This window comes from Nocardioides sp. S5 (assembly GCF_017310035.1).
Taxonomy (GTDB): Bacteria; Actinomycetota; Actinomycetes; order Propionibacteriales; family Nocardioidaceae; genus Nocardioides.
The window spans coordinates 565,875-587,122 of the sequence record NZ_CP022296.1 but is presented as its reverse complement, the minus strand read 5'-3'; the positions used below and the strand labels follow the sequence as shown (position 1 = coordinate 587,122).

Here is a 21,248-nt window from a genome sequence, read left to right as displayed (position 1 = left end):
GCTCAGGCGCGCAGGTGCAGCTTCGCGTGGTCGGGGTCGTCGACCACGAAGGGCCGCGGCGCGCGCGGGAGCCAGGCATGGGTCACGTGGTCGACCACGTGGACGCCCTCGGGCGCCACGATCTCCACGACGCCCTCGGGCACCTCGCCGGCGTGCAGTGCGTTCCACACGAGCCACTCGCGGCGCTTGCGCCGGTTGCGGATCGAGGTCGCGAAGGACTCCGGGTTGGTCCAGTGGGCGAACTCGTCGCCGTCGAGCCACTTCAGCTCCACGCACAGTCCCTGCGGCAGCGCGAACATCTCGATGTGGTCGGGCGTCGTGCGGATCTCCCACTCCGGCGCCTTGGTGTAGACGTAGTCGGGGCTCATCGGGAAGCCCCACTCCTCGATGTTGCGCAGGCCCAGGTCGAGGAAGGCACGGCGGTCGGACTCGATGTAGAGGCCGTGGCGCGGGAAGCGGATCACGGCCTCCGCCATGCCGACCTGCCACGACAGGTCCGCCATCGACACCTCGCCCTCGGTGGTGAGGACCATGTCGCCGTCCCACTTCCATGAGTAGCGGGTGCGGACGTGGGAGAAGCACCAGTTGTAGAAGTAGGCCAAGGAGTGCACCGAGCGCTCGTTGACCGAGAGGTGCTCGGCGCCCGCGCGGGCCACCTGGAAGGGGTACTCCTTCAGCGTGAACCGGTCCTCGAGGCCGTGCTCTGCGGCCACGCGCAGCGCCTCCTCGCCGGTGCCGTCGTCGGAGCCGTTGTCGACCAGCAGCACGTGGTCGCACGCCCGCAGCAGCGGCGGCAGGACGAAGCGCAGCCCGGGCGCCTCGTTCTTGACGCGCAGCACGGCGGTGGCGCCGCGGCGCAGCCCGCCGGGCTGGTTCCAGGGCCAGACGATGTCGAAGTCCTCGTGGCCCTCGAGGTTCGTGATCCCGTGGCCGGACCCGATCGGGACCGTCACTGCCCGTCCCCCGCGGAGCCGCGCTCACGCCCGAGCGCCTTGCGCACGCCGCGGCGCACCGACGGCGGGATCGCGGCGCGTACGTCGTGGGGCAGCCGGTCGGCGAGCGAGTGCGGCGCCTCCGCGGCCTCGGCCAGCGCCCGGCGGCGCGCCCGCAGGCGCACGTGCTCGGCGCTCGAGCGGCTGATGGCCTCGGCCTCCTCGTAGAGGTCGACGTACTCCGCGCGCAGCTCGTCGAAGGTGCGGTGCGCCTCGGCGGTGTCGCCACCCTCGTCGGCGAGCTTGTTGAGCTCCTCCCAGGTCTGGCCCGTGAGCTCGTGCAGCCGCTTGGGCAGGGCCAGGTCGTCGAGGCTGGAGGAGACCCGGCGCAGGGTCGGGTCGATGAAGCGGTGGACCTCGCGGATCTGGTCGCTGCGCGTGTGGATGATCGTCTGGAGGTCGAGCGCGTGGCCGAGCGCGGTGGTGGTCCTCACCCAGTCGGTCAGCAGGTCCTCGTAGCGGACGAAGACCCGGCCGCCGTCGCCCTCGGCGGGACGGGTCGAACGCTCGGTGTGGAGCAGCATGTTGACCCAGCTGGCGGCGAGGTGGGACGAGCCGAGCTTGTTGGCGTAGTACTTCTGCTTCGAGCCGACCACCTCCGCAGGCGGGCGCAGCATCGTGGCGAAGACGGGCGTCGCGCCGGTGCGGATCGCAGCGACGCGCCACAGCCCGAGGAACCAGCTCAGGCGCGGGTCCTTGACGACCAGCTCGGGGTGCTCGGCGAAGTGCGGCTCGAGCCACTCACTCACCCGGATCCGGGCGGGCTCGCGGCTGCAGATCCGCCCCGTGTCGAACCACGCGCTCGGGCGGGAGTCGCTGACCTGGACGAGCGCCTCGGAGAGCCACTCGTCGTGGACGTCGACGACCCACTGCGGCTCGCTGAAGCCGCGCGGGTTGGAGTCGTCCGGCGGCACCTCGGGCAGCGGCACGTGCATGCCGAGCCGCGACACGATGCCGGCCAGGGTGCTGGTGCCGCTGCGGCCGGCGCCGGCGACGAAGAGGACCTTGCGCGCGACTCCGTCGGGGTTCATCTCGTCGATGGCTCTGGGCTGCTCGGTCACGGCGGGCAGCCTACCGGCGGCCTGGCCCGGGCCTCCGGCACCACTAGGCTCGCGGCCCATGAAGAGGCTCTTCTCGCGCGCTCCGCTCCTCGGCGTGGTGATCCCCGCCTGGGGTGTGGAGGACTACCTCGACGACTGCGTCCGCTCCCTCCTCGCCCAGACGCACACCCGCTGGGAGGCGGTGGTCGTCGACGACGGGTCGACCGACCGGACCGGCGAGATCGCCGACGGCTGGGCGCGTCGCGACAACAGGATCAGCGTGGTCCACTCGGTCAACGGCGGCCTCGGCGCGGCCCGCAACCTCGGGACCCTGCAGGTGCGCGGCGACTACCTCGCCTTCCTCGACTCCGACGACGTGCTGCCGCCCACGGCGTACGCCGACCTGCTGGGCGCGCTCACGCAGTCCGGCTCCGACTTCGCCACCGGCTCGATCGTGCGCTGGGAGGGCGACGACCTCGTCGAGCCGCCGTGGATGCGGCGCCTGCACCGTCCCCTCCGGGGCGCGCGGGTCGAGGACCGGCCCGAGGTCCTCGGCGACGTCTTCGCCTGGAACAAGTTGTTTCGCCGGTCCTGGTGGGACGCGGCGGGGCTGGAGTGGCCCGAGGGCGTGCGCTACGAGGACCAGCCGACCACGACGCGGGCCTTCCTCGAGGGACGCTTCGACGTGCTCGACGAGGTGGTCTACCGCTGGCGGATCCGAGAGGGCTCGATCACCCAGACGCGCGCCTCGTCGGTGCAGGACCTGGCCGACCGATGGGAGACCAAGCGGATGGCGCTCGCCTCGGTTCGCGCGCACGGCTCGGGCGAGGTGGAGGAGGTCTTCGTCGACCGGGTGCTGGCCGGCGACCTGTGGCGCTACTTCCTGCTGGTGCCCGGGTGCAGCCCAGAGTGGTGGCGCCTGCTGCGCTCGGGTGTGCTGGAGCTGTGGGGACAGCGGTCGCTGGTGCACAGCGGACTGCCGCCGGTGCACCGGCTCGCGGGCTGGCTCGTCGAGCAGGACCGCCGCGCGGACGTCACCGCGCTGATGGAGTGGGTGGGGACCCTCGACGGCCCCGCACCGCGGGCGCAGGACATGGCCACGGGCTCGTGGCGGCTGTCGGTGCCGCCCTCGGTGCTCGACGAGACCACCGTGGTCCCGGAGGCGCTGGCGCTCCGGGACCACGAGGTCTGACGAACTACAGCAGGCCCTCGGACTCCAGGAACTCCTGGGCCACGTCGGCCGGCTGCTCACGGTCGATCTGGACGCTGACGAGGAGCTCGCCGAGCGTCTCGTTGTCCAGGGCGGCCATGAGGTCGTTGAGCAGGCCCTCGACGTCGGGGTTGTCGGCGAGGAACTCGGTCGACACCGCGGGGACGAGGTTCTGGGCGGGCTGGATGCCGCGGTCGTCCTCGAGCAGGAGCAGGCCCTGGTCCTCGAGCGTGCCGTCGAGCGTGCTGGTCTGGCCGAGCTGGGCCTCGCCGTCGAGGACCGCCTGGAACGTCTCGGTGGAGGCGTAGCCGAGCGGCTCGAGGGTCACGTCGATGCCGTAGGTGTCGACCAGGCCCTTCTCGCAGTCGGCGCGGCCCTTGCAGTCCGGGGCCGCAGCCAGGGTGACGGCCTCGCCCTCAAGGTCGGACAGCTTGGTCACGCCCTCGGCGTCGGAGAACTCCTGGCTGGTGAAGTAGCCGTTGGCGGAGAACGCCTCGGACGGCTCGAGCAGGGTGATGCCCTTCTCCTCCAGCAGCGAGGCGCCGGCGTCGATGGTCTCCTGCGCGTCGCTGGTCGACAGCGGCTCGGCGTCGGGGCCGTTGGCGTCGGTGTTGAGCTGGTCGACGATGCCGGCGACGTACTCGGGGGCGATCTGGACTGCGTCGGGCATCTCGTTTAGGTAGACCGGGCGGGTGTCGACCAGGCGGGTCTCGACCTCGTAGCCCTCGGCCTCGAGGATCTGCTGGTACATCGCGGTGACGAGGGCGGCCTCGTCGAAGCTCTGGCTGCCGATGACGACGGACGTGCCCTCGCCACCTCCCGAGCCCGAGGCGGGCTCGTCGTTCTCGGCCGCGAGGTCGTCGCCGGCACAGCCGGCGAGGAGGGCGGTGAGTGCGAGGCCGGTCACCGCCATCAGCGGACGTCGTACGTGCATGAGTGTCAACCTTCTGTGTCCCGCGACGCTGGGCCGCGCGTGTCCGGTGATGCGAGCGGGTCCGCTCAGCTCCCGGTGGGAGCCTCTTCCACCGTAGTCGAGGGCTCCGACTCCTCCCCCACTCCACGGGGTGACGAGGCCCGCGAGGACGGGGCCGGCATCGGGTCCACCGCGCGCTGGAGCGCCGCGGCCGCCACTTCCAGCACGAGCGCCACGAGCGCGACGACGACCGCCCCGGCCATGCCCTGGGCGTAGTCGTTGCGGGCGAAGCCCTCGGTGATGATGCGACCGAGGCCGGGTCCCGCCACGAGGGCGGCGATGGTGGCGGTGGCCCACACCTGCACCAGCGCGAGGCGTACGCCCGAGGCGACCACCGGCAGGGCCAGGGGCAGCTCGACGCGGCGGAAGCGCTGCATGCGCGACATCCCCATGCCGTCGGCCGCCTCCTTCACGTCCGTGGGCACCTCGCGCATGGCGACGTAGCCGTTGGTGATGAGGGGCGGCAGGGCGAAGAGGACGAGCGCGATCAGGGTCGCGAGCCCGGCCCGGCCGTAGGGCCCGAAGTCCCCGGACCCGGGCCAGTCGGCGGCGACGAGGAGGGCGAGGAGCGCGAAGGTCGGGACCGCGCGGCCCACGTTGGACACGTTGACGGCGAGGAAGCCGCCACGCCCGAGGTGCCCCAGCCACAGCGCGAGGGGCAGGCCGAGCAGCATCGCGACGACCAGCGCCGTCGCGGTGAGGAGCAGCTGCTCGAGCAGGCGCGCGACGAGCCCTCCCCCACCGGTCCAGCTGTCGGCGTCAAGGAGGTACTGCCAGGTCTCGGCGAACAGCTCCATCAGCGCGCCCCTGCCGTCCACGGGGTCAGCACCCGCTGCAGCAGCACCAGCAGCACGTCGAGGACCACCGCCAGCACCACGCACAGCACGGCGGCGGTCAGCAGCTCGGCGCGGAAGTCGCGCTGCACGCCGTGGGCGATCAGGTCACCGAGGCCGCCGTAGGCCACCAGCGTGCCCACCGTGGTGAGCGCGATGGTCGACACCGCCGCGACGCGCAGGCCCGCCATCGCGACCGGCAGCGCCAGCGGCATCTCGATGCGGGTCAGCATCCGCGCGCGGCCGTAGCCGAGCCCGCGGGCCGCCTCGCGCACGTCGTCCGGGACCGAGCGCAGGCCGTCGAGCAGCGCGCGGACCAGGATGGTGAGGGCGTAGAGGCCCAGCCCGATCACCACCGTGGCCGCGGAGAGGCCGGTGAACGGCACCAGCAGCGGCAGGAGCGCGAGCGACGGCACGGTGTAGACCCCGGTGCTGAAGGCCAGCACCGCCGACTCCAGGCGAGGGATGCGGCGTGCGAGGAGGGCCAGCGGGATCGCGATGGCGATGCCCAGCGCGAGTGCGGCGAGCGTGATGATGACGTGCTCGACGAGTGCGTCGGTGATCTGGCCCTGGCGGTCCTCGACGTACTGCCAGCAGAACCATTCGTTGACGAACCGGCTGTAGCAGCTCGGTCCGGAGTCGGCGGCCCCCAGTATGGTCACCGCATGGACGCTACACGGGGCGACGAGCCGATGATCCGGCTCCAGGGCGTGGGCAAGACCTATCCCGACGGGACCGTGGCCGTCCACGAGCTCGACCTCGACGTCGCTCGCGGCGAGATGGTCTGCCTGGTCGGCCCGTCGGGCTGCGGCAAGTCGACGACGCTCAAGATGATCAACCGGCTCATCGAGCCGACCACCGGCCGCATCTGGCTCGACGGCAAGGACGTCACCGAGGTCGACCCGGTCGAGATGCGGCGCGGCATCGGCTACGTCATCCAGCAGATCGGCCTGTTCCCCCACCAGCGCATCGAGCAGAACGTGATGACCGTGCCGCTGCTCTACGGCGAGTCGAGGTCGACCGCGCGCGAGCGCGCCCACGAGCTGCTGAGCACGGTCGGCCTCGACCCCGACCAGTACGCCCGTCGTTACCCGCACGAGCTCTCCGGCGGGCAGCGCCAGCGGGTCGGCGTGGCCCGCGCGCTGGCGGCGAACCCTCCCGTGCTGCTGATGGACGAGCCATTCGGCGCCGTCGACCCCGTCGTGCGCGGCCGGCTGCAGGACGAGTTCCGCCGCCTCCAGGCCGAGCTCGGCAAGACCGTGGTGCTGGTGACCCACGACATCGACGAGGCGATCCGGATGGGCGACCGGGTGGCGGTCTTCGCCACCGGCGGCCGCCTGGCTCAGTACGCCACTCCGGCCGACCTGCTCGCCCACCCGGCCGACGAGCAGGTGGCCGACTTCGTCGGCTCGGGTGGCCTGCGCACCCTCGCCGTCACCCGGCTGCGCGAGGACCACCTCGAACCCCTCGACGGTGTCGCGACCGGCGACCTCGGGTCGGCGATCGACATCGACTCCTCGCTCGAGGACGCCCTCGCCGCGATGCTGCGCGACGACAAGCCGATGGTCGGCGTGCGCCGCGGCCCCACCTTCCTCGGCGTGCTCACCCCGGCGGGCGTGCACCGCGCGCTGCGGGCGTCGCTGCGCTGATCCTCAGTCGACCGGTACGTCCTTGTGCCAGGACTCGGTGACGTACTTCGTGCCCCAGCCCATCGACGTGTAGAGCCCGTCGGCGCCGGTCGGTGAGTCGGCGTCGACCTCGAGGCCGACACGGTCCCGGCCGCGCGACGCGGCGTCGGCGATGATCGTGCGGAGCAGGCCTGTGGCCACGCCGCGACCGCGCGCGGACTCCAGGACGCCGAGGTAGGAGACGTACGACCCGTCCGGGCCGGTGTCGGACTCGCTGACCGTCCCGACGAGCGCGCCCGCCGGCTCGGGGTCGCCGTCGCCGTCGGCGATCTCGGCCAGCCACCAGTGGTCCCAGCGGTGACCGGGGTCCTCGCGCAGGCGGTGGAGGAACTCCTGGAAGGTCTCCTCGGCGGAGTTGAAGTGGTCGGTGAACGCACCCTCGAGCACCTCGTGCACGGCACGGAGGTCGGCGACGTCGGGCATGCCGCCGGGGCCGCCCTGGCGCTCGACCAGGCGGAAGACCACGCCCTTGCGCTCCCACCGGGCGGGGTCGGGGACCAGCTCGGCTTCCGCGGCCTCCACGGACCGGCTCATCTGCCACCAGGTGCGTACGCGCTCGAAGCCGGCGTCGGCGAGCCACGCGTGCTGGCGCTCGTCGTCGGCGAAGGCACCGGTGTCGATCTGCTGCACGGTCAGGCCGCGAGCGGCACCCACGGCGCGCGCCTGCGCCTCGGCCCACTCGAAGAGCACGTCGCTGCAGCGCCCGGCCGAGCGCTCGTCGACCTCGCGGTCGACGATGTGGACGAAGAGCATCCGGCCCTCGGCGCGGTCGTGCACGCTGCCCCAGGCGCGGACCAAGCCGTCAGCGTCACGGACGACGAGGTTCTCCCGCATGGCCAGCCCGTGCTCGGACACCTCGACGCGGACCTCGTCCTCGCCGGAGCCCGCCCATCCGCGACCGGCACGCTCGTGACCGCGCAGCAGCTCGGCCAGGCGGGCCACCGTGGCGGGGTCGGCACCGTCCGGCGTCTCGGCCACCCAGCCGTCGGGAAGCCCCGGGTCCTTGGGCAGCGCGTCGTCGGGGTCGCTCTCGAACCGGTTGTCCTCGGGGATCACGAGCCCCATTGTTCCGTACTCCACGAACTCACCCCCGGGCGCAGCGGTGAGTGGGACATGTTCGGACGGCAGAGAACCTGTCTCACCCACCGCCCGGGGGACCCGGGGCGAGGTGGGTCAGGCGCTGCGGTGGTCGCGACGCGCGGCAGCGGCGCGCAGCGAGTCGAGCTCGGCGCGCACGACGTCGATCTCGGCCTCGAGCTCGGCGATGATGACGATCGCCTCGGCCGCCCGGGTCTCGGCCTCGTCGCGACCACGCTCGGCGGCCTCGCGGCCGGCGTCGGCGGCGTCGGCACGACGGGCCTCCTGGCCACGCTTGAGGGTCTGCTCGGCGGCGTTCTTCTGCGCCGACGACAGGGCCCGCTCGAGGACGTCGATGGCCTCCTCGCGCTCGAGGATCTTTCGGCGCATGTCGGCAGCGAAGACCGCGGACTCGGCCGTACGCCGCTCGGTGAGGGCGCGGTACTCCTGAGCCTGCTCGGCGCGGTCGCGCGCGGCGTCGCGGCGGGCCTGCATCACCTCGGAGTGCGTGATGCGGGTCGCGGCGGCACCGAGGACCACGGCGAGGACGGCAGCGACGGCGGTCAGGCCGGCCGACGACGACGCGACGGCGCCGAGGACGATCGCGGCGGAGACGGCGAGCAGGGCCACGGCCACGACCAGGCGCGTGCTGCGCTGGCGACGACGAGCCGGGGTGCGGGACGCCTGTGACTGCTGAGGCTGCTGGGAGGACATGCGGCCAGACTAGGGCTGCGGTCGGCCCCCGTCGGTGCGACACGCACGCTCCAGCACAAGCGAGGCGAGCATCACGCCCGCCGCGCCGAGCGCGGCGACGACCGCACGGACGATCCAGCGGTCGGCCAGCGCGGACTCGTCGCCCAGCCAGCTGACGGCGTAGCCGACGTAGCCGGCCGTGACGAGCGCGCCCGCCAGCGCACACGCCCGGGCCAGGACGAGCCGATTCACCGAGCGGTGCGGCTCGAGGCGCTCGCCGCGCACCTGCACGGTCTGCCAGGTGTGCCAGGCGACGAACGACATGATCGCGGCCACCAGCACCAGGGCGAGGGCCTGCGCCCACGAGACCAGGGGCGGTCGTCCCACCAGGCGGTCCATGAGCGGGTGCAGCCCCCACCCCACGACGAGGCCCACGACCGCCAGGGCCGCCAGCGCACCCGCCGAGGTGGGGCGCAGGGTGCCTCGCGGCTCCGGGCGCTCCTCCTCGGGCTCGGGGTCCCTCACCCGACCTCGAGCGCGAGGTCCTCGCGCCTGCGCACCCCGGTGGCGTCGGTGCTGTCGAGCAGGTCGGCGATCGGTCCCCTCTCGGGGAAGACGGCGTCGGGCTCGAGGTCGTGCCACGGCTGCAGCACGAAGGCGCGCTCGTGGGCGCGCGGGTGCGGCAGCCGCAGGAAGTCCTCGTTGGAGCGGCGGTCGCCCACCACGATCAGGTCGACGTCGAGGGTGCGGGGCGCGTTGCTGACCTCGCCCCGCTCGCGCTCGAAGGCGTCCTCGATCGCCAGCGCGCGCTCCATGAGGCGGCGGGCGGGCAGCGTGGTGTCGGCCAGCAGGACGGCGTTGAGGTAGGGACCGGAGCCGTCGGGGGCGTCCACCGGGTCGGTCTCGTAGACCGGGGAGACGCCGGTGACGAAGAAGTCGGGGGTGTCGGCGAGCGCCTCGACCGCACCCTGCAGCGTGGCCATCCGCTCCCCGAGGTTGGACCCGAGAGCCACCACCACCCGCCGGATCGGGTGCATCTCTCCGGTGAGGGAGTCGGTGTCCACGATGTTGGGGTTGGGAGTCTCAGTCATGAGCGTTGCCTCGCGTTCTGGTGATCGTCAGCGCGACGTCCGAGTACGTCGCGTCGATGGGTGCATCAGGTTTGTGGAGCGTGACTCGCGCCCATTCAACACGAGAGTCCAGCAGGCACACATCGGCGATGCGTTGAGCGACGGTTTCTATCAGGTCGACCGGGTCGCGCTCCACTGCAGCCTTGACGTCCATGGTGAGGGAGCCGTAGTTCACGGTGTCCTCGAGGTCGTCGGAGACGCCGGCCGCGCGGGTGTCGATGCCGAGCACGAGGTCGACGACGAAGACCTGCCCCTCGCGCTTCTCGAAGTCGAAGACACCGTGGTGGGCGAAGCACTCGATCCCTGTGATCGACAGTTCATCCTGGGGAGGGCGCCCTGCGCCCGTCTCGACGGGCTCGTCGGTCATGCGTCGTCCTTCTTCCGGTGGGTCAGCAGGTGGGGCTCGTCCTCGAGGCGTACGCCCATCGCGGCCGCCACGGCCAGCGCGTCACGCGTGGCGCGTACGTCGTGCACGCGCAGCACGTCGACGCTGCGGCCGGCCAGCACGGCGACCAGCGCGGCGTGGGCGTGCTCCCGGTCGTCGACCGGGCGCGCGACGCCGGCGGCGGCCAGCAGGGTGCCGAGGAACGACTTGCGGCTCGCGCCGACCAGCAGCGGGCAGCCGAGGTCGGCCAGCACGTCGAGGTTCCTCAACAGCTCCCAGTTGTGGTGCGGTTGCTTGGCGAAGCCCAGTCCTGGGTCCAGGACGATCCGCTCGCGCGGGATCCCGGCAGCCTCGGCCGCGGCGAGGCGCTCGGCCAGCTCGCGGCGCACGGTGCACACGACGCCGTCCGGGGAGTAGTCGGTGAAGTCCCGCATCCGGTCGGCGTGGGCGCGCCAGTGCATCGCGACGTACGTCGCGGGGGACGCCGCGACGACGTCGAGGATCCGCGGGTCGGCCAGGCCCCCGGAGACGTCGTTGACGATGGCTGCGCCCGCCCCGAGCGCCGCCTCGGCGACCTCGGCGCGCATCGTGTCGACCGAGACGACCGCCCCGCCGGCGGCGAGCTCGCGGATCACGGGGACGACCCGGTCGAGCTCCTCGGCCACCAGCGGACGCGTCGCACCCGGACGCGTGGACTCGCCCCCGATGTCGAGCAGGTCGGCACCCTCGACGAGCAGCGCGCGACCGTGGGCCACGGCCCGCTCGGTGGTGTCGTGGCGACCACCGTCGGAGAAGGAGTCGGGGGTGACGTTGACGATCCCCATCACCCGGGGAACGTGGGGGGCGGCGCCCTCGATCACCTGGTGCCTGAGTGGATCAGTGCCATCGCCTCGGCCCGCGTCGCCTGGTGGGTGAGGAACGCGCCGCGGACCGCGGAGGTGATGGTGCGGGCGCCGGCCTTCTTGACGCCGCGCATCGTCATGCAGAGGTGCTCGGCCTCGATCACCACGATCACGCCGCGCGCCTCGAGGATCTCCATGAGGGAGTCGGCGACCTGCGTGGTGAGCCGCTCCTGCACCTGGGGGCGCTTGGAGTAGACGTCGACGAGCCGCGCCAGCTTGGACAGGCCGGTGATCTTGCCGGTCTCGGCGGGGATGTAGCCGACGTGCGCGACACCGGTGAACGGCACGAGGTGGTGCTCGCACATCGACCACAGCTCGATGTCGCGCACCAGCACCATCTCCTCGTGGCCGAGGTCGAAGGTGGTGGTGAGCACGTCCTCCGCGGTCTGGCGCAGGCCCTGCGTCAGCTCGGCGTACGCCCGGGCGACGCGGGCCGGGGTCTCGAGCAGGCCCTCGCGCTCGGGATCCTCCCCGATCGCGTAGAGCAGCTCGCGCACGGCGGCCTCGGCGCGCTCGTGGTCGAAGTCCGGGACGTCCTCGGGCGCGCGCACCGGGAGGGTGACCGGGTCGGTCATCGTGCCTCCGGGGACGGCGGGGTCGGCGTGTCCGGGCCCAGCTCGGGGCCACCGTGGACGTCCCCACCGGCGCCCGGCGGGGTCAGGATCGCACCACCGCGGGTCTCCTCCTCCTGGGCGGAGGCGCTGGCGTTGACCCGGTCGCGGATCTCCTGGGGGATGTCGACCGGCGGGATCGTCGACGGCAGCCGCTCCGGCGAACCGGTCCACGCGGGACGGGCGGACCGGCGGTTGAGCGCCTCGAAGATCTCGGCGATCTCCGCCTTGTCGAGGGTCTCCTTGTCGAGCAGCGCGAGCACCAGCGAGTCGAGGACGTCGCGGTTGGTCTCGAGGATCTCGAAGGCCTCCTGGTGGGCGTGGCCGAGCAGCGCCTTGACCTCGCCGTCGACCGCTGCGGCGGTCTCCTCGGAGTAGTTGCGCGTGTGGCCCATGTCGCGGCCCAGGAAGGGCTCGGAGTTGTTGTCGCCGAGCTTGACCGCGCCGAGGCGCTCGGTCATGCCGTACTGGGTCACCATCGCGCGGGCCAGGTTGGTGGCCTTCTCGATGTCGTTGCCGGCACCGGAGGTGACGTCGTGGAAGATCAGCGCCTCCGCGGCCATCCCGCCGAGCATGTAGGCGAGGGAGTCGAGCATCTCGCTGCGGGTCTGGGAGTACTTGTCGCGGTCGGGCAGCACCATCGTGTAGCCCAGCGCGCGACCGCGCGGCAGGATCGTGACCTTGTGCACCGGGTCGGTGCCGGGCAGTGCCGCGGCGACCAGGGCGTGTCCGCCCTCGTGGTAGGCGGTGATGAGCTTCTCGCGCTCGCTCATCAGGCGCGTACGGCGCTGCGGGCCGGCGATGACGCGGTCGATCGCCTCGTCGAGGGCCTCGTCGGTGATCAGCTTCTCGTTGGTGCGTGCGGTGAGCAGCGCGGCCTCGTTGAGCACGTTGGCGAGGTCTGCGCCGGTGAAGCCGGGCGTGCGCCGCGCGATGCTGAGCAGGTCGATGTCCTGCGCGATCGGCTTGCCGCGCGAGTGCACCTTGAGGATCTGGTGGCGTCCGTTGAGGTCGGGGGCGTCGACCTGGATCTGGCGGTCGAAGCGGCCCGGGCGCAGCAGCGCGGGGTCGAGCACGTCGGGGCGGTTCGTGGCCGCGATGAGGATGACCCCGCCGCGCACGTCGAAGCCGTCCATCTCGACCAGCAGCTGGTTGAGGGTCTGCTCGCGCTCGTCGTGGCCGCCACCCATGCCGGCGCCGCGGTGGCGACCCACGGCGTCGATCTCGTCGATGAACACGATGGCCGGGGCGTTCTCCTTGGCCTGCTCGAACAGGTCGCGCACGCGGGAGGCGCCGACGCCGACGAACATCTCGACGAAGTCCGAGCCGGAGATCGAGTAGAACGGGGTGCCGGCCTCGCCGGCGACCGCACGCGCCAGCAGCGTCTTGCCGGTGCCGGGAGGGCCGTAGAGCAGGACGCCCTTCGGGATCTTGGCGCCGACGGCCTGGAACTTGGCCGGGTCGGTGAGGAACTCCTTGATCTCGCCGAGCTCCTCGATCGCCTCCTCGCAGCCGGCGACGTCGCTGAAGGTCGTCTTAGGCATGTCCTTGGTGATCAGCTTGGCCTTGGACTTGGCGAACTGCATCACGCCGCGTCCGCCACCGCCCTGGGCCTGGTTCATCAGGAAGATGAAGAGCAGGATGATCAGCGCGAAGGGCAGCAGGGTCGCCAGCAGCGAGCCGAGGAAGCTCGGCTGGGGGACGGTCGAGTTGTAGGAGTCGATCGTGCCCGCGGCCTTCTGCTCCCGCACGGCCGCGAGGAGCTCCTCCTGCTCGCCGTCGACGTACTGCGCGACGACCTTGTCGCCGTCGTCGCGGGTGCCGGCGTCGAGCGTCGCCTGGATCTCGAAGTCGGCGCCGTTGAACTCGATCTCCTCGACCGAGCCCTCGTCGATGTAGGAGGCCAGGGTCGAGGTGTCGACCTCGTCGTAGCCGTCACTGGGCGCGAGGAACTGGATCGCCAGCAGCACCGCGAAGGCGGACAGGACGATCCACAGCCAGGGACCCTTGAATATGCGCTTCACAGGTAACTTTCACCGGTTCGGAGTTGGTGGGGCGACGCTACAGGCCGCTCGGGCGCCCATTGTTTCAGGCGGGGTGAAGCGGAGCGCCCGCGCGCGGCCCGTTCAGGAGTAGACGTGGGGTGCGAGGGTGCCGATGTCGCGCAGGTTGCGGTAGCGCTCGCGGTAGTCGAGGCCGTAGCCGACGACGAACTCGTTGGGAATGTCCCAGCCGACGTACTTCGGCTCCACCGGCATCGACAACGCCTCCGGCTTGCGCAGCAGGGTGGCGATCTCGACGCTGGCCGGGTTGCGGCTGGAGAGGTTGTTGACCAGCCAGCTCAGCGTCAGGCCGGTGTCGATGATCTCGTCGACGATCAGCACGTCGCGACCGCTGATGTCGGTGTCGAGGTCCTTGAGGATCCGCACGACACCACTGGACTTGGTGCCGGAGCCGTAGGAGCTCACCGCCATCCAGTCCATCTCCAGGTGACCGGGCATCGCCCGTGCGAGGTCGGCCATCACCATCACCGCGCCGCGCAGCACGCCAACCACCAGCAGGTCGCGACCGGCGTAGTCGTCGGTGATCTGGAGGGCCATCTCCCCCAGCCTCTGCTGGATCTGGGCCTCGGTGAAGAGGACGTTGACCAGGTCGTGCTCCACGTGGGACGAGTCCATGGACGCAGCCTAGGGCGCTGGTCCGGGTGCGCGGTCCCCGCCCGATGCATTTCCACTCGAGCGAGTGGAAATCCAGTGTCGCCGGACTCAGGGACGCTCGAACGCCAGCGTCCCGTCACGGCGGACCGCGCGCAGCGGCCCGGGGAGGTCTATCCACTTCTGCCCGCGCCAGCGGGTGAGGAGCGCGTCGACGGACAGGACGTGGTCGCGGGTGAGCTCGGAGGCCGGAGCGCCCGCGTCGAGGACGGCACGGTGGACGACCCGGTGGCGGATCGCCGGCGGTTCGGCGGCGAGGATCCCCGCGTCGAGGCCGAGGTCGCGGCGCACGCGCTCCAGCGCAGCGCTCGCGAGGTCGTCGAGGAGGGCCGTGTCCTCCCGCAGCTGGTCCGCCGTCCGGGCCAGCGCGGCGGCGACCCCCGGACCGAGCTCGGACTCGAGGACCGGCAGCACCCGCTCGCGCACCCGGACGCGGGTGTAGCCCGGGTCGTGGTTGTGCGGGTCGTCCCAGGCGTCGAGGCCCTCGACCCGGCAGGCGGTGACCGTGTCGTCACGGCGTACGTCGAGCAGCGGCCGCACGAAGACCCCGAAGCCGCGCCGCATGCCCTGCAGCGAGCGCCCGCCCGAGCCGCGGGCCAGGCCGAGCAGCACCGTCTCGGCCTGGTCGTCCAAGGTGTGCCCGAGCAGCACCGCTCGCGCGGAGAGGTGCTCGGCGACCTGCTCGAGGACGGCGTACCTCGCTTCGCGTGCGGCGGCCTCCGGCCCCGTCCCTGCGGCGGTGTCGACCTGCACGCGCGCGGTCAGCGTCTCGTCGACCCCCATCGCCGCGAGCTGGGCGACCACGCGCTCGGCCTGGGCGCCCGAGCCGGGCTGGAGACCGTGGTCGACCGTGACGCCGACGACGCGCAGCGCCCGCTTGTGGCCCTCGAAGACCGTGGCCGAGGCGAGCGCCAGCGAGTCCGCGCCGCCGCTGCACGCCACGGCCACGACGTCGCCGGGGGCGAGGACCGACAGGGCGTGACGGACCGGGAGCCGGACCGCCGCGATCGACGGGTGGAGGGTCACAGCACGCGGGCGACCCACGCGTCGGGGTCGGTGATCTCGGCCTTGGACGGCAGCGTCTCCGGGCCGGTCCACACGGCGTTGAACTGCTCCATGCCGACCTTGTCGACGACGTGGCGCACGAAGACCGCGCCGTCGCGGTACTGCGCCATCTTGGCGTCGAGGCCCAGGAGCCGGCGCAGCAGCTTATCGAGGCTGCCGGCGCCCTTGCGGCGCTGGTTGAACTTCTTGCGGATCTCGGCCACGGACGGGATCACCGACGGACCGACCCCGTCCATCACGACGTCGGCGTGGCCCTCGAGCAGCGACATCACCCCGGTGACCCGGTCCAGGATCTCCTTCTGCTCCGGCGAGGAGACGAGGTCGAGCACGCTGCCGTTGCCGCTGCGGATCGACTCCGCGCCGCGACGCAGGCCCTCGAGCAGGGCGCTCGGCTCGATGGTCTCGGCCACCGCGTGCATCTGGGCGAGCAGGTGGTCGCCCAGCCACGGGTTCGCGGTGAACTGCACGCGGTGGGTCTCCTCGTGCAGGCACACCCACAGCCGGAAGTCGGTGGGGTCGGCGGACAGCTCGCGCTCGACGTGGACGATGTTGGGTGCCACCAGCAGCAGGCGGCCGTGCGGGGCGAAGAACGGGTCGAACTGGCCCAGCACCTTCGAGCCGAGGAAGCCGAGCATCAGCCCCACCTCGGCGCCGGTCACGCGGGAGCCGATGGCCTCGGCGATCGCCGACGGCGGGCCCTTCTTCTCGGTCAGCTTGTCGACGATCGGCGCGAGGATGGTGGCGAAGCCGTCGGCGTTGGCCCGCAGCCAGCCCGCGCGGTCGACCACGAGCACCGGCGCCGTGGCAGCGACCGCGTGGAGGCCGGTGAACTCACGCACCAGGGGCGTGGAGCGCGCTGCGCCCTCGCGCAGCTCCAGCACGGCGGCAGCAGCCTCCGCGGCGCTGACCTCGGGCCCGGGGCCCGCCACCTTCGACCCCACGGTCACGGCGAAGTCCCAGTCGACGAGGTTCATTCCTCGACCCTAGCCGGGGGTGCGCGAGCAGCGGCAGGTCGCGAGCGAGCCTGCCGCCCGGTCGAGCGCGTCCTGGGCGTCGTACCTGTCCTCCGGCGCGACCCTGTCGGCGGCCAGGACGAACGCGAGCGGCGCCCCGTCGCGGTCGACCGCGATCCCGGCCAGCGCGTGGACCCCGGTGAGGGTGCCGGTCTTGGCGCGCACCAGGCCGCGGGCGAGGGCGGGGCCCTCGTCGAAGCGGTAGGTCAGCGAACCGGTGAAGCCGGCGACCGGCAGGCCGGTGACGAGGGTGCGCAGCGCGGCAGAGTCGGGGTCGGCGTCGGGGTCGGCGTCGGGGTCGGCGTCGGGGCCGGCGTCGGGGCCGGCAGCCCGCTGGAGCAGGCCGAGCACCGTGGAGGTGGAGATGCGGTTGCGGCGCGAGAGGCCCGAGCCGTCGTACACCTCGTCCCCGGACACGTCGATGCCGAGCGCGGCCAGCGTCGCCAGCACGCCGGCGGCCCCTGCCTCGAAGGAGCCGGTGCCGGACGTGGCGAGGCCGACGTGGTGCGCGAGGACCTCGGCGCCCTCGTTGTCACTGACGTCGAGGACCCGCTCGGCCACCTGGGCCAGCGGCGCTCCCTCGACGGCGGCGAGCTGCTCCGCCCCGGGGCGTACGACGTCGCGGCGGGGCTCACCAACCACCCGGAGGCCGGCGGCACGCAGTGCCTCGGCGAAGGCGTCGGCGGCGGCACGGGAGGGGTCGTCGGAGCGCGACAGCCCGTCGGGGGCCACACCACCGTCGACCATGAGCGCGGTGATCGGGCTGACGATGTCGTCGGGGACGTAGTCGCGGCGCCACGCGGGGTTGTCGGTGGGGCCGGTGAAGAGGGTGTCGTCGTAGCGCACCCGCACCCGCCCACCACCGCCCAGGGCGTCCGCGACCTCGAGGGCCAGGGTGGCGACGTCGGCCCGGACGGGGTACGCCGTCGCGGCCTCTGCGACCGTCAGCGGCTGGCTCGCCAGCAGCGGGTCGCCCCCGCCGACGAGCACCACCTCGCGGGGCGCGTCCCCGCGCACCACGCGGGTGGTGAAGGTGTGGTCGGGACCGAGGGCCTCCAGCGCGGCGCCGACGGTGAGCAGCTTGGTGGTCGACGCGGGCAGGAAGCGCCCGTCCCCCGAGGTCCAGGCCTCGGAGCCGGGGTCGAGCGACGACACCGCGCCGACGACGTGCCGGCCGAGGTCGGGATCGGCCAGGTCGGCACCCAGCGCGCCAGCGACGCGGTCCGGCACGATCGTGGCCACGTCCGCGACCGTCGCGGGGGTGGCCGGCGCCGCCCACTCCGGCAGGTCGAGTCCCGCCGGCAGCAGCACCTGCTCCGGCTCGGTCGCCGGGTCGGCGGCCAGCCACGGCAGGTAGCGCTGCCCCCACTCGTAGCGGTAGGCGGCCAGGCCGCTGGCCAGCAGCGCGACGACGAGCAGGAGCGGGAGCCAGTTGCGGACGAACCCGCCGCCGGAGTGGCGTGCGTCACGTCGCCGACGTTTCGACCCTCTCGCTTCGCGCATCGGGCCCATTGTGCGCGACACTGCCCCCAGACAACGCGTCGGGTGAGTGCCGGACGCGACGGGGGCTCGACCGGGCCCGACCATGAACTGGGCCCGAAGGCGTGCCGGAGAGTGTGGAGGAAGACGTGCTGACGTTCGACGTGCTGGTGGAGATCCCCAAGGGTGAGCGCAACAAGTACGAGGTCGACCACGAGACCGGGCGCATCCGCCTGGACCGCATGCTCTTCACCTCGACCGCCTACCCGGCCGACTACGGCTTCATCGAGAACACCCTCGGCCAGGACGGCGACCCGCTCGACGCGCTCGTGATCCTCCAGTCGCCGACGTTCCCGGGCTGCCTCATCGAGTGCCGCGCGATCGGCATGTTCCGCATGACCGACGAGGCCGGCGGCGACGACAAGGTCCTGTGCGTGCCCGCGCACGACCCGCGCCTGGAGCACCTGCGCGACATCAACCACGTCTCCAAGTACGACCGTCTCGAGATCCAGCACTTCTTCGAGGTCTACAAGGACCTCGAGCCCGGCAAGTCCGTCGAGGGCGCTGACTGGGTCGGCCGCGTCGAGGCCGAGGAGGAGGTCCACGCCTCCTTCGAGCGCTTCAAGACCGAGGGCCACGGCAACGACCTCGACAACATCGCCGACGAGAGCCTGGGCGAGGACGCCTGAGCCACAGGCCCGGGCCTCACCGGCCCAGGCCGACCTCCGTGCCGACCGACCCGAGCTTGTCGGGATTGCGCACGAGGAACAGCCGCGTCACGACGCCGTCCTCGACGAGCATCGTGCCGACCCCGTCGCGCTGACCGGCGACCATGAACTGGATCGCCGGCGACCCGTTGAGCCACACCGGCTCGAGCTCGAGCGCGTCGGGCGTGACGCCGGCGAGGAAGCGCAGCACCTTGGCGCGCCCGCGGATCGGGTTGAGGGCCGCCTGGACCTTGCCGCCCCCGTCGGTCATCAGCACCACCTCGGGCGCCAGCACGTCCATCAGGCCCTGGAGGTCGCCGGTCGCGGTGGCCGCGCGGAACCGCTCGATGACCGCGTCGCGCTCGGCGGTGGTCACCGAGGATCGCGGGCGGCGCTCGGCCACGTGGGCACGCGCGCGGCTGGCGACCTGCCGCACGGCCGGCTCGGACTTGCCGACCGCCTCGGCTATCTCGGCGTACGGCACGTCGAAGACCTCGCGCAGCACGAAGACCGCCCGCTCCGTGGGCGGCAGGGTCTCCAGCACCAGCAGCATCGCGGTCGACACGCTGTCGGCGAGCTCGACGTCCTGCGCCACGTCCGGCGAGGTCAGCACCGGCTCCGGCAGCCAGGTGCCGACGTAGTCCTCGCGGCGACGCGCGAGGGTGCGCAGCCGGTTGAGCGCGAGCCGGGTGGTCATCCGCACCAGGTAGGCGCGCGGGTCGCGCACCTGTGCGACGTCGACGTCGACCCAGCGCAGCCACACATCCTGGACCACGTCCTCGGCGTCGGCGGCCGAGCCGAGCATCTCGTAGGCGACGGTGAACAGCAGGTTGCGGTGGGCCAGGAGGTGCTCGGTGCTCATCGGGCGGCCGGCTCCTCTCCCGCCGCGGCCAGCGGGAGCGCGCACACGTCGCTGTAGCCCTGGCTGGCCAGGCCCATCGCCGAGTTGAAGCGCGAGCGCTCGTTCTCCACCGCGACCATCATGGTGAGCTCGACGACCGCGGCGTGGCCGAGCTGCCGGTCCAGGCTCGCCACCATCTCGTCGGTGACCTCCGGCGGCGTCACGGTCATCGCCTCGGCGTACGTCATCACCTCGCGCTCGAGGTCGGAGAAGACGTCCGCGTCGCGCCAGCGCGGCACCTCGCGCACCTTCGCCTCGTCGAGGCCCCGGGTGTGGGCCATGAAGTAGCCGAAGTCCAGGCACCACGAGCAGCCGATCACGCCCGCGCTGGCCATCTCGGCGTACGCCTTGAGGTGGGGGTCGAGCGCCGACCACCGCGCGACCTTCTGCTCGAAGCCGAAGACCGCCCGCATCACGGGCCGGTGGTGCCACAGGACGCGGGCGTTGTCGGGCACCTCGCCCCACATCCGCCGCGCGACGCGGGTCATGAGCGCGCCGTAGGCGCCGTCGAGGCGGGCCGGGGGGATCCGGAACTGGCTGGGCATGTCATCTCCTGGATAGGCCTTGGGCGGACGACATGGAGACACCGGTCGGCTCAGAGGTGTGACAGGAAGGCATGGACCGCCCGCGCCACCTCGAGGTGGACCTCGGCGGTGCGCACGGCGTCGGGGGTGCCCATGCCGTGGTCGGCGTCGGGGACCTCCAGCACCGCGCAGCCGTTGTCGGCGAGCTCGCGCGCGATGGTCGCGTCCCAGAGGTCGTCGGCCAGGCCGCCGACCAGCAGCTGCCGGCCGGGGTTGGCAGCGACGGCCTCGGCCACGGCCGGGTCGACGAGCAGCGGGGTGAACCAGACCGCGTCGAGCCCGCGCTCGGCGGCGTACGACGCGGCGCGGGTGCCCAGCGACTTGCCGACCACCACGACGTGGTCGGCGTCCTCTCCCGCGAGCGCCGCCTCGACGTGCCGGCGCACCCACGGCTCCGGCTCCTCGTCGCCGCGGGAGGTGGAGTCCCACCACAGCTGCTGGACGGTGAACCCGTGCTGCAGCAGCGCGATCCGGGCGAAGTCGAGCAGCGGCGCGGAGGGTGGGTACGCTCGTCCGGGCGCGACGAGGGCCAGTCCGCGGCTCGTGCCGGCGGGCTCCCACCGGGTGGGAAGTCCTCCGAAGGTCATGTCCTGATCATGCCGCGCGGACGGCGCGGAAGTAGCCCAGCGCACCGTGGAGCGCGAGCTCGACCTCGTCGCAGCCGGCCTCGTGCAGCCAGCGGCGCGCCTCGGCCGAGGTGCACATGGGGCCCAGGACGCCCGCCCGGGTGCCGGCCACGCGCAGCGGCACCCAGCGCTGACCGGTGTCGGTGAAGAGCGAGCTGCCCGTGAGTGCCGCACCCGGGGCGAGCACGCGCACCATCTCCTCGATCGCGCGTCGCGGGTCGGGGAAGCAGTGCAGCCCGGTGAAGGACACGACGAGGTCGAAGGTGGCGTCCCCGAACGGCAGGTCGCCGACGTCGGCCAGCGTGGGGGTGACCTGGTCGGCCACGCCAAGCCGCTTCGCAGTGGCGCTCGCCCGGGCCAGCATGGTGGTGGAGATGTCGGCGGCGACGACCTCGATCCCCTGGCCGGGGCGCACCCCGCGCAGCGCGACGCCGGAGCCGGTCGGGACGTCGAGGACCCGCGATCCCGCGGGCAGCGTCCCGATCTCGGCGGCCGCGTCATGGAGCAGCGCGAGGTCGCTGCCCATCCCGGCGCGCCAGGCGGCGCGACCGAGCGGGCCCGAGTCGACGAGCCGGGGGTAGACGTAGGACCACAGCGGGTCCTCGCTCCAGCCGCCGAGACCCCG

The 21,248-nt window shown here is 72.7% G+C and carries 24 protein-coding genes; 3 read left to right on the top strand and 21 right to left on the bottom strand.

From position 1 onward, the window contains the following. Positions 1–2 precede the first annotated feature (2 nt). Positions 3–953 carry a glycosyltransferase gene (locus CFI00_RS02945; protein ID WP_207083805.1) on the bottom strand — a complete coding sequence of 317 codons (951 nt, stop codon included), beginning with the start codon at positions 951–953 and terminating at the stop codon, positions 3–5. Further along, positions 950–2,053, bottom strand: a complete 1,104-nt coding sequence (locus CFI00_RS02940; protein ID WP_242532654.1) for a sulfotransferase family protein — start codon at positions 2,051–2,053, stop codon at positions 950–952. The genes CFI00_RS02945 and CFI00_RS02940 overlap by 4 nt, the downstream gene beginning before the upstream one ends. Positions 2,054–2,111: 58 nt before the next feature. Here CFI00_RS02940 and CFI00_RS02935 point away from each other — a divergent pair, with 58 nt between their 5' ends. Next, positions 2,112–3,224, top strand: coding sequence for a glycosyltransferase family 2 protein (locus tag CFI00_RS02935; RefSeq protein WP_207083804.1), 1,113 nt, complete (start codon positions 2,112–2,114; stop codon positions 3,222–3,224). A 4-nt stretch (positions 3,225–3,228) separates the two neighbouring features. Here CFI00_RS02935 and CFI00_RS02930 read toward each other — a convergent pair whose 3' ends face one another. The 3 genes from CFI00_RS02930 to CFI00_RS02920 all read right to left on the bottom strand — a co-directional run bounded on the left by CFI00_RS02930 (position 3,229) and on the right by CFI00_RS02920 (position 5,710). Next, the gene (locus tag CFI00_RS02930) at positions 3,229–4,176 is read right to left on the bottom strand and encodes a glycine betaine ABC transporter substrate-binding protein (protein WP_207083803.1); all 948 of its coding nucleotides are present in this window, start codon (positions 4,174–4,176) and stop codon (positions 3,229–3,231) included. Between the two features lie 65 nt (positions 4,177–4,241). After that, positions 4,242–5,012, bottom strand: coding sequence for an ABC transporter permease subunit (locus tag CFI00_RS02925; protein WP_207083802.1), 771 nt, complete (start codon positions 5,010–5,012; stop codon positions 4,242–4,244). Further along, the gene (locus CFI00_RS02920; protein ID WP_207083801.1) at positions 5,012–5,710 is read right to left on the bottom strand and encodes an ABC transporter permease; all 699 of its coding nucleotides are present in this window, start codon (positions 5,708–5,710) and stop codon (positions 5,012–5,014) included. The genes CFI00_RS02925 and CFI00_RS02920 overlap by 1 nt, the downstream gene beginning before the upstream one ends. Before the next feature lie 3 nt (positions 5,711–5,713). Here CFI00_RS02920 and CFI00_RS02915 point away from each other — a divergent pair, with 3 nt between their 5' ends. Next, a complete protein-coding gene (locus CFI00_RS02915) occupies positions 5,714–6,697 on the top strand; it encodes an ATP-binding cassette domain-containing protein (RefSeq protein ID WP_277988346.1) in 984 nt (327 codons plus the stop codon). A gap of 3 nt (positions 6,698–6,700) precedes the next feature. Here CFI00_RS02915 and CFI00_RS02910 read toward each other — a convergent pair whose 3' ends face one another. The 12 genes from CFI00_RS02910 to dacB all read right to left on the bottom strand — a co-directional run bounded on the left by CFI00_RS02910 (position 6,701) and on the right by dacB (position 17,829). Continuing rightward, positions 6,701–7,816, bottom strand: a complete 1,116-nt coding sequence (locus tag CFI00_RS02910) for a GNAT family N-acetyltransferase (protein ID WP_207083800.1) — start codon at positions 7,814–7,816, stop codon at positions 6,701–6,703. Positions 7,817–7,909: 93 nt separating this feature from the next. Continuing rightward, on the bottom strand, positions 7,910–8,527 hold the full coding sequence (locus CFI00_RS02905; RefSeq protein WP_207083799.1) for a hypothetical protein: 618 nt from the start codon (positions 8,525–8,527) through the stop codon (positions 7,910–7,912). Positions 8,528–8,536: 9 nt separating this feature from the next. Next, positions 8,537–9,031 (bottom strand): DUF3180 domain-containing protein, encoded by a 495-nt coding sequence (locus tag CFI00_RS02900; protein ID WP_207083798.1) that lies wholly within the window; start codon positions 9,029–9,031, stop codon positions 8,537–8,539. Beyond that, positions 9,028–9,597, bottom strand: a complete 570-nt coding sequence (gene folK, locus CFI00_RS02895) for a 2-amino-4-hydroxy-6-hydroxymethyldihydropteridine diphosphokinase (protein WP_207083797.1) — start codon at positions 9,595–9,597, stop codon at positions 9,028–9,030. Before folK ends, CFI00_RS02900 begins: the two co-directional genes overlap by 4 nt. Further along, entirely contained in the window at positions 9,590–10,003 is a 414-nt protein-coding gene (gene folB / locus CFI00_RS02890; RefSeq protein WP_207083796.1) for a dihydroneopterin aldolase, read from the bottom strand. Before folB ends, folK begins: the two co-directional genes overlap by 8 nt. Then, the gene (gene folP, locus CFI00_RS02885; RefSeq protein WP_207085352.1) at positions 10,000–10,845 is read right to left on the bottom strand and encodes a dihydropteroate synthase; all 846 of its coding nucleotides are present in this window, start codon (positions 10,843–10,845) and stop codon (positions 10,000–10,002) included. The genes folB and folP overlap by 4 nt, the downstream gene beginning before the upstream one ends. Before the next feature lie 32 nt (positions 10,846–10,877). Further along, entirely contained in the window at positions 10,878–11,498 is a 621-nt protein-coding gene (gene folE, locus CFI00_RS02880) for a GTP cyclohydrolase I FolE (protein WP_207083795.1), read from the bottom strand. Beyond that, complete coding sequence (gene ftsH, locus CFI00_RS02875; protein ID WP_207083794.1) at positions 11,495–13,558, bottom strand: ATP-dependent zinc metalloprotease FtsH; 2,064 nt, start codon at positions 13,556–13,558, stop codon at positions 11,495–11,497. Before ftsH ends, folE begins: the two co-directional genes overlap by 4 nt. A 102-nt stretch (positions 13,559–13,660) precedes the next feature. Beyond that, on the bottom strand, positions 13,661–14,212 hold the full coding sequence (gene hpt, locus CFI00_RS02870; protein ID WP_207083793.1) for a hypoxanthine phosphoribosyltransferase: 552 nt from the start codon (positions 14,210–14,212) through the stop codon (positions 13,661–13,663). Positions 14,213–14,299: 87 nt separating this feature from the next. Then, positions 14,300–15,274, bottom strand: a complete 975-nt coding sequence (tilS, locus tag CFI00_RS02865; RefSeq protein WP_207083792.1) for a tRNA lysidine(34) synthetase TilS — start codon at positions 15,272–15,274, stop codon at positions 14,300–14,302. Next, positions 15,271–16,287, bottom strand: a complete 1,017-nt coding sequence (locus CFI00_RS02860; RefSeq protein ID WP_207083791.1) for a zinc-dependent metalloprotease — start codon at positions 16,285–16,287, stop codon at positions 15,271–15,273. The genes tilS and CFI00_RS02860 overlap by 4 nt, the downstream gene beginning before the upstream one ends. Before the next feature lie 9 nt (positions 16,288–16,296). Continuing rightward, entirely contained in the window at positions 16,297–17,829 is a 1,533-nt protein-coding gene (gene dacB / locus CFI00_RS02855; RefSeq protein WP_207083790.1) for a D-alanyl-D-alanine carboxypeptidase/D-alanyl-D-alanine-endopeptidase, read from the bottom strand. A 128-nt stretch (positions 17,830–17,957) separates the two neighbouring features. On the opposite strand from dacB, the gene CFI00_RS02850 reads away from it, so the two are divergent. After that, positions 17,958–18,494, top strand: coding sequence for an inorganic diphosphatase (locus CFI00_RS02850; protein WP_207085351.1), 537 nt, complete (start codon positions 17,958–17,960; stop codon positions 18,492–18,494). A 16-nt stretch (positions 18,495–18,510) separates the two neighbouring features. Here CFI00_RS02850 and CFI00_RS02845 read toward each other — a convergent pair whose 3' ends face one another. From CFI00_RS02845 to CFI00_RS02830, 4 genes are read right to left on the bottom strand one after another with little or no spacing between them, the layout of a single operon-like run. Further along, a complete protein-coding gene (locus CFI00_RS02845) occupies positions 18,511–19,374 on the bottom strand; it encodes an RNA polymerase sigma-70 factor (RefSeq protein ID WP_207083789.1) in 864 nt (287 codons plus the stop codon). Continuing rightward, positions 19,371–19,958, bottom strand: coding sequence for a carboxymuconolactone decarboxylase family protein (locus CFI00_RS02840; RefSeq protein ID WP_207083788.1), 588 nt, complete (start codon positions 19,956–19,958; stop codon positions 19,371–19,373). Before CFI00_RS02840 ends, CFI00_RS02845 begins: the two co-directional genes overlap by 4 nt. 50 nt (positions 19,959–20,008) lie before the next feature. Next, positions 20,009–20,584 carry a hypothetical protein gene (locus tag CFI00_RS02835; RefSeq protein ID WP_207083787.1) on the bottom strand — a complete coding sequence of 192 codons (576 nt, stop codon included), beginning with the start codon at positions 20,582–20,584 and terminating at the stop codon, positions 20,009–20,011. A gap of 7 nt (positions 20,585–20,591) precedes the next feature. Further along, positions 20,592–21,149, bottom strand: coding sequence for a methyltransferase domain-containing protein (locus CFI00_RS02830; protein ID WP_207083786.1), 558 nt, complete (start codon positions 21,147–21,149; stop codon positions 20,592–20,594). Between the last annotated feature and the right edge of the window lie 99 nt (positions 21,150–21,248).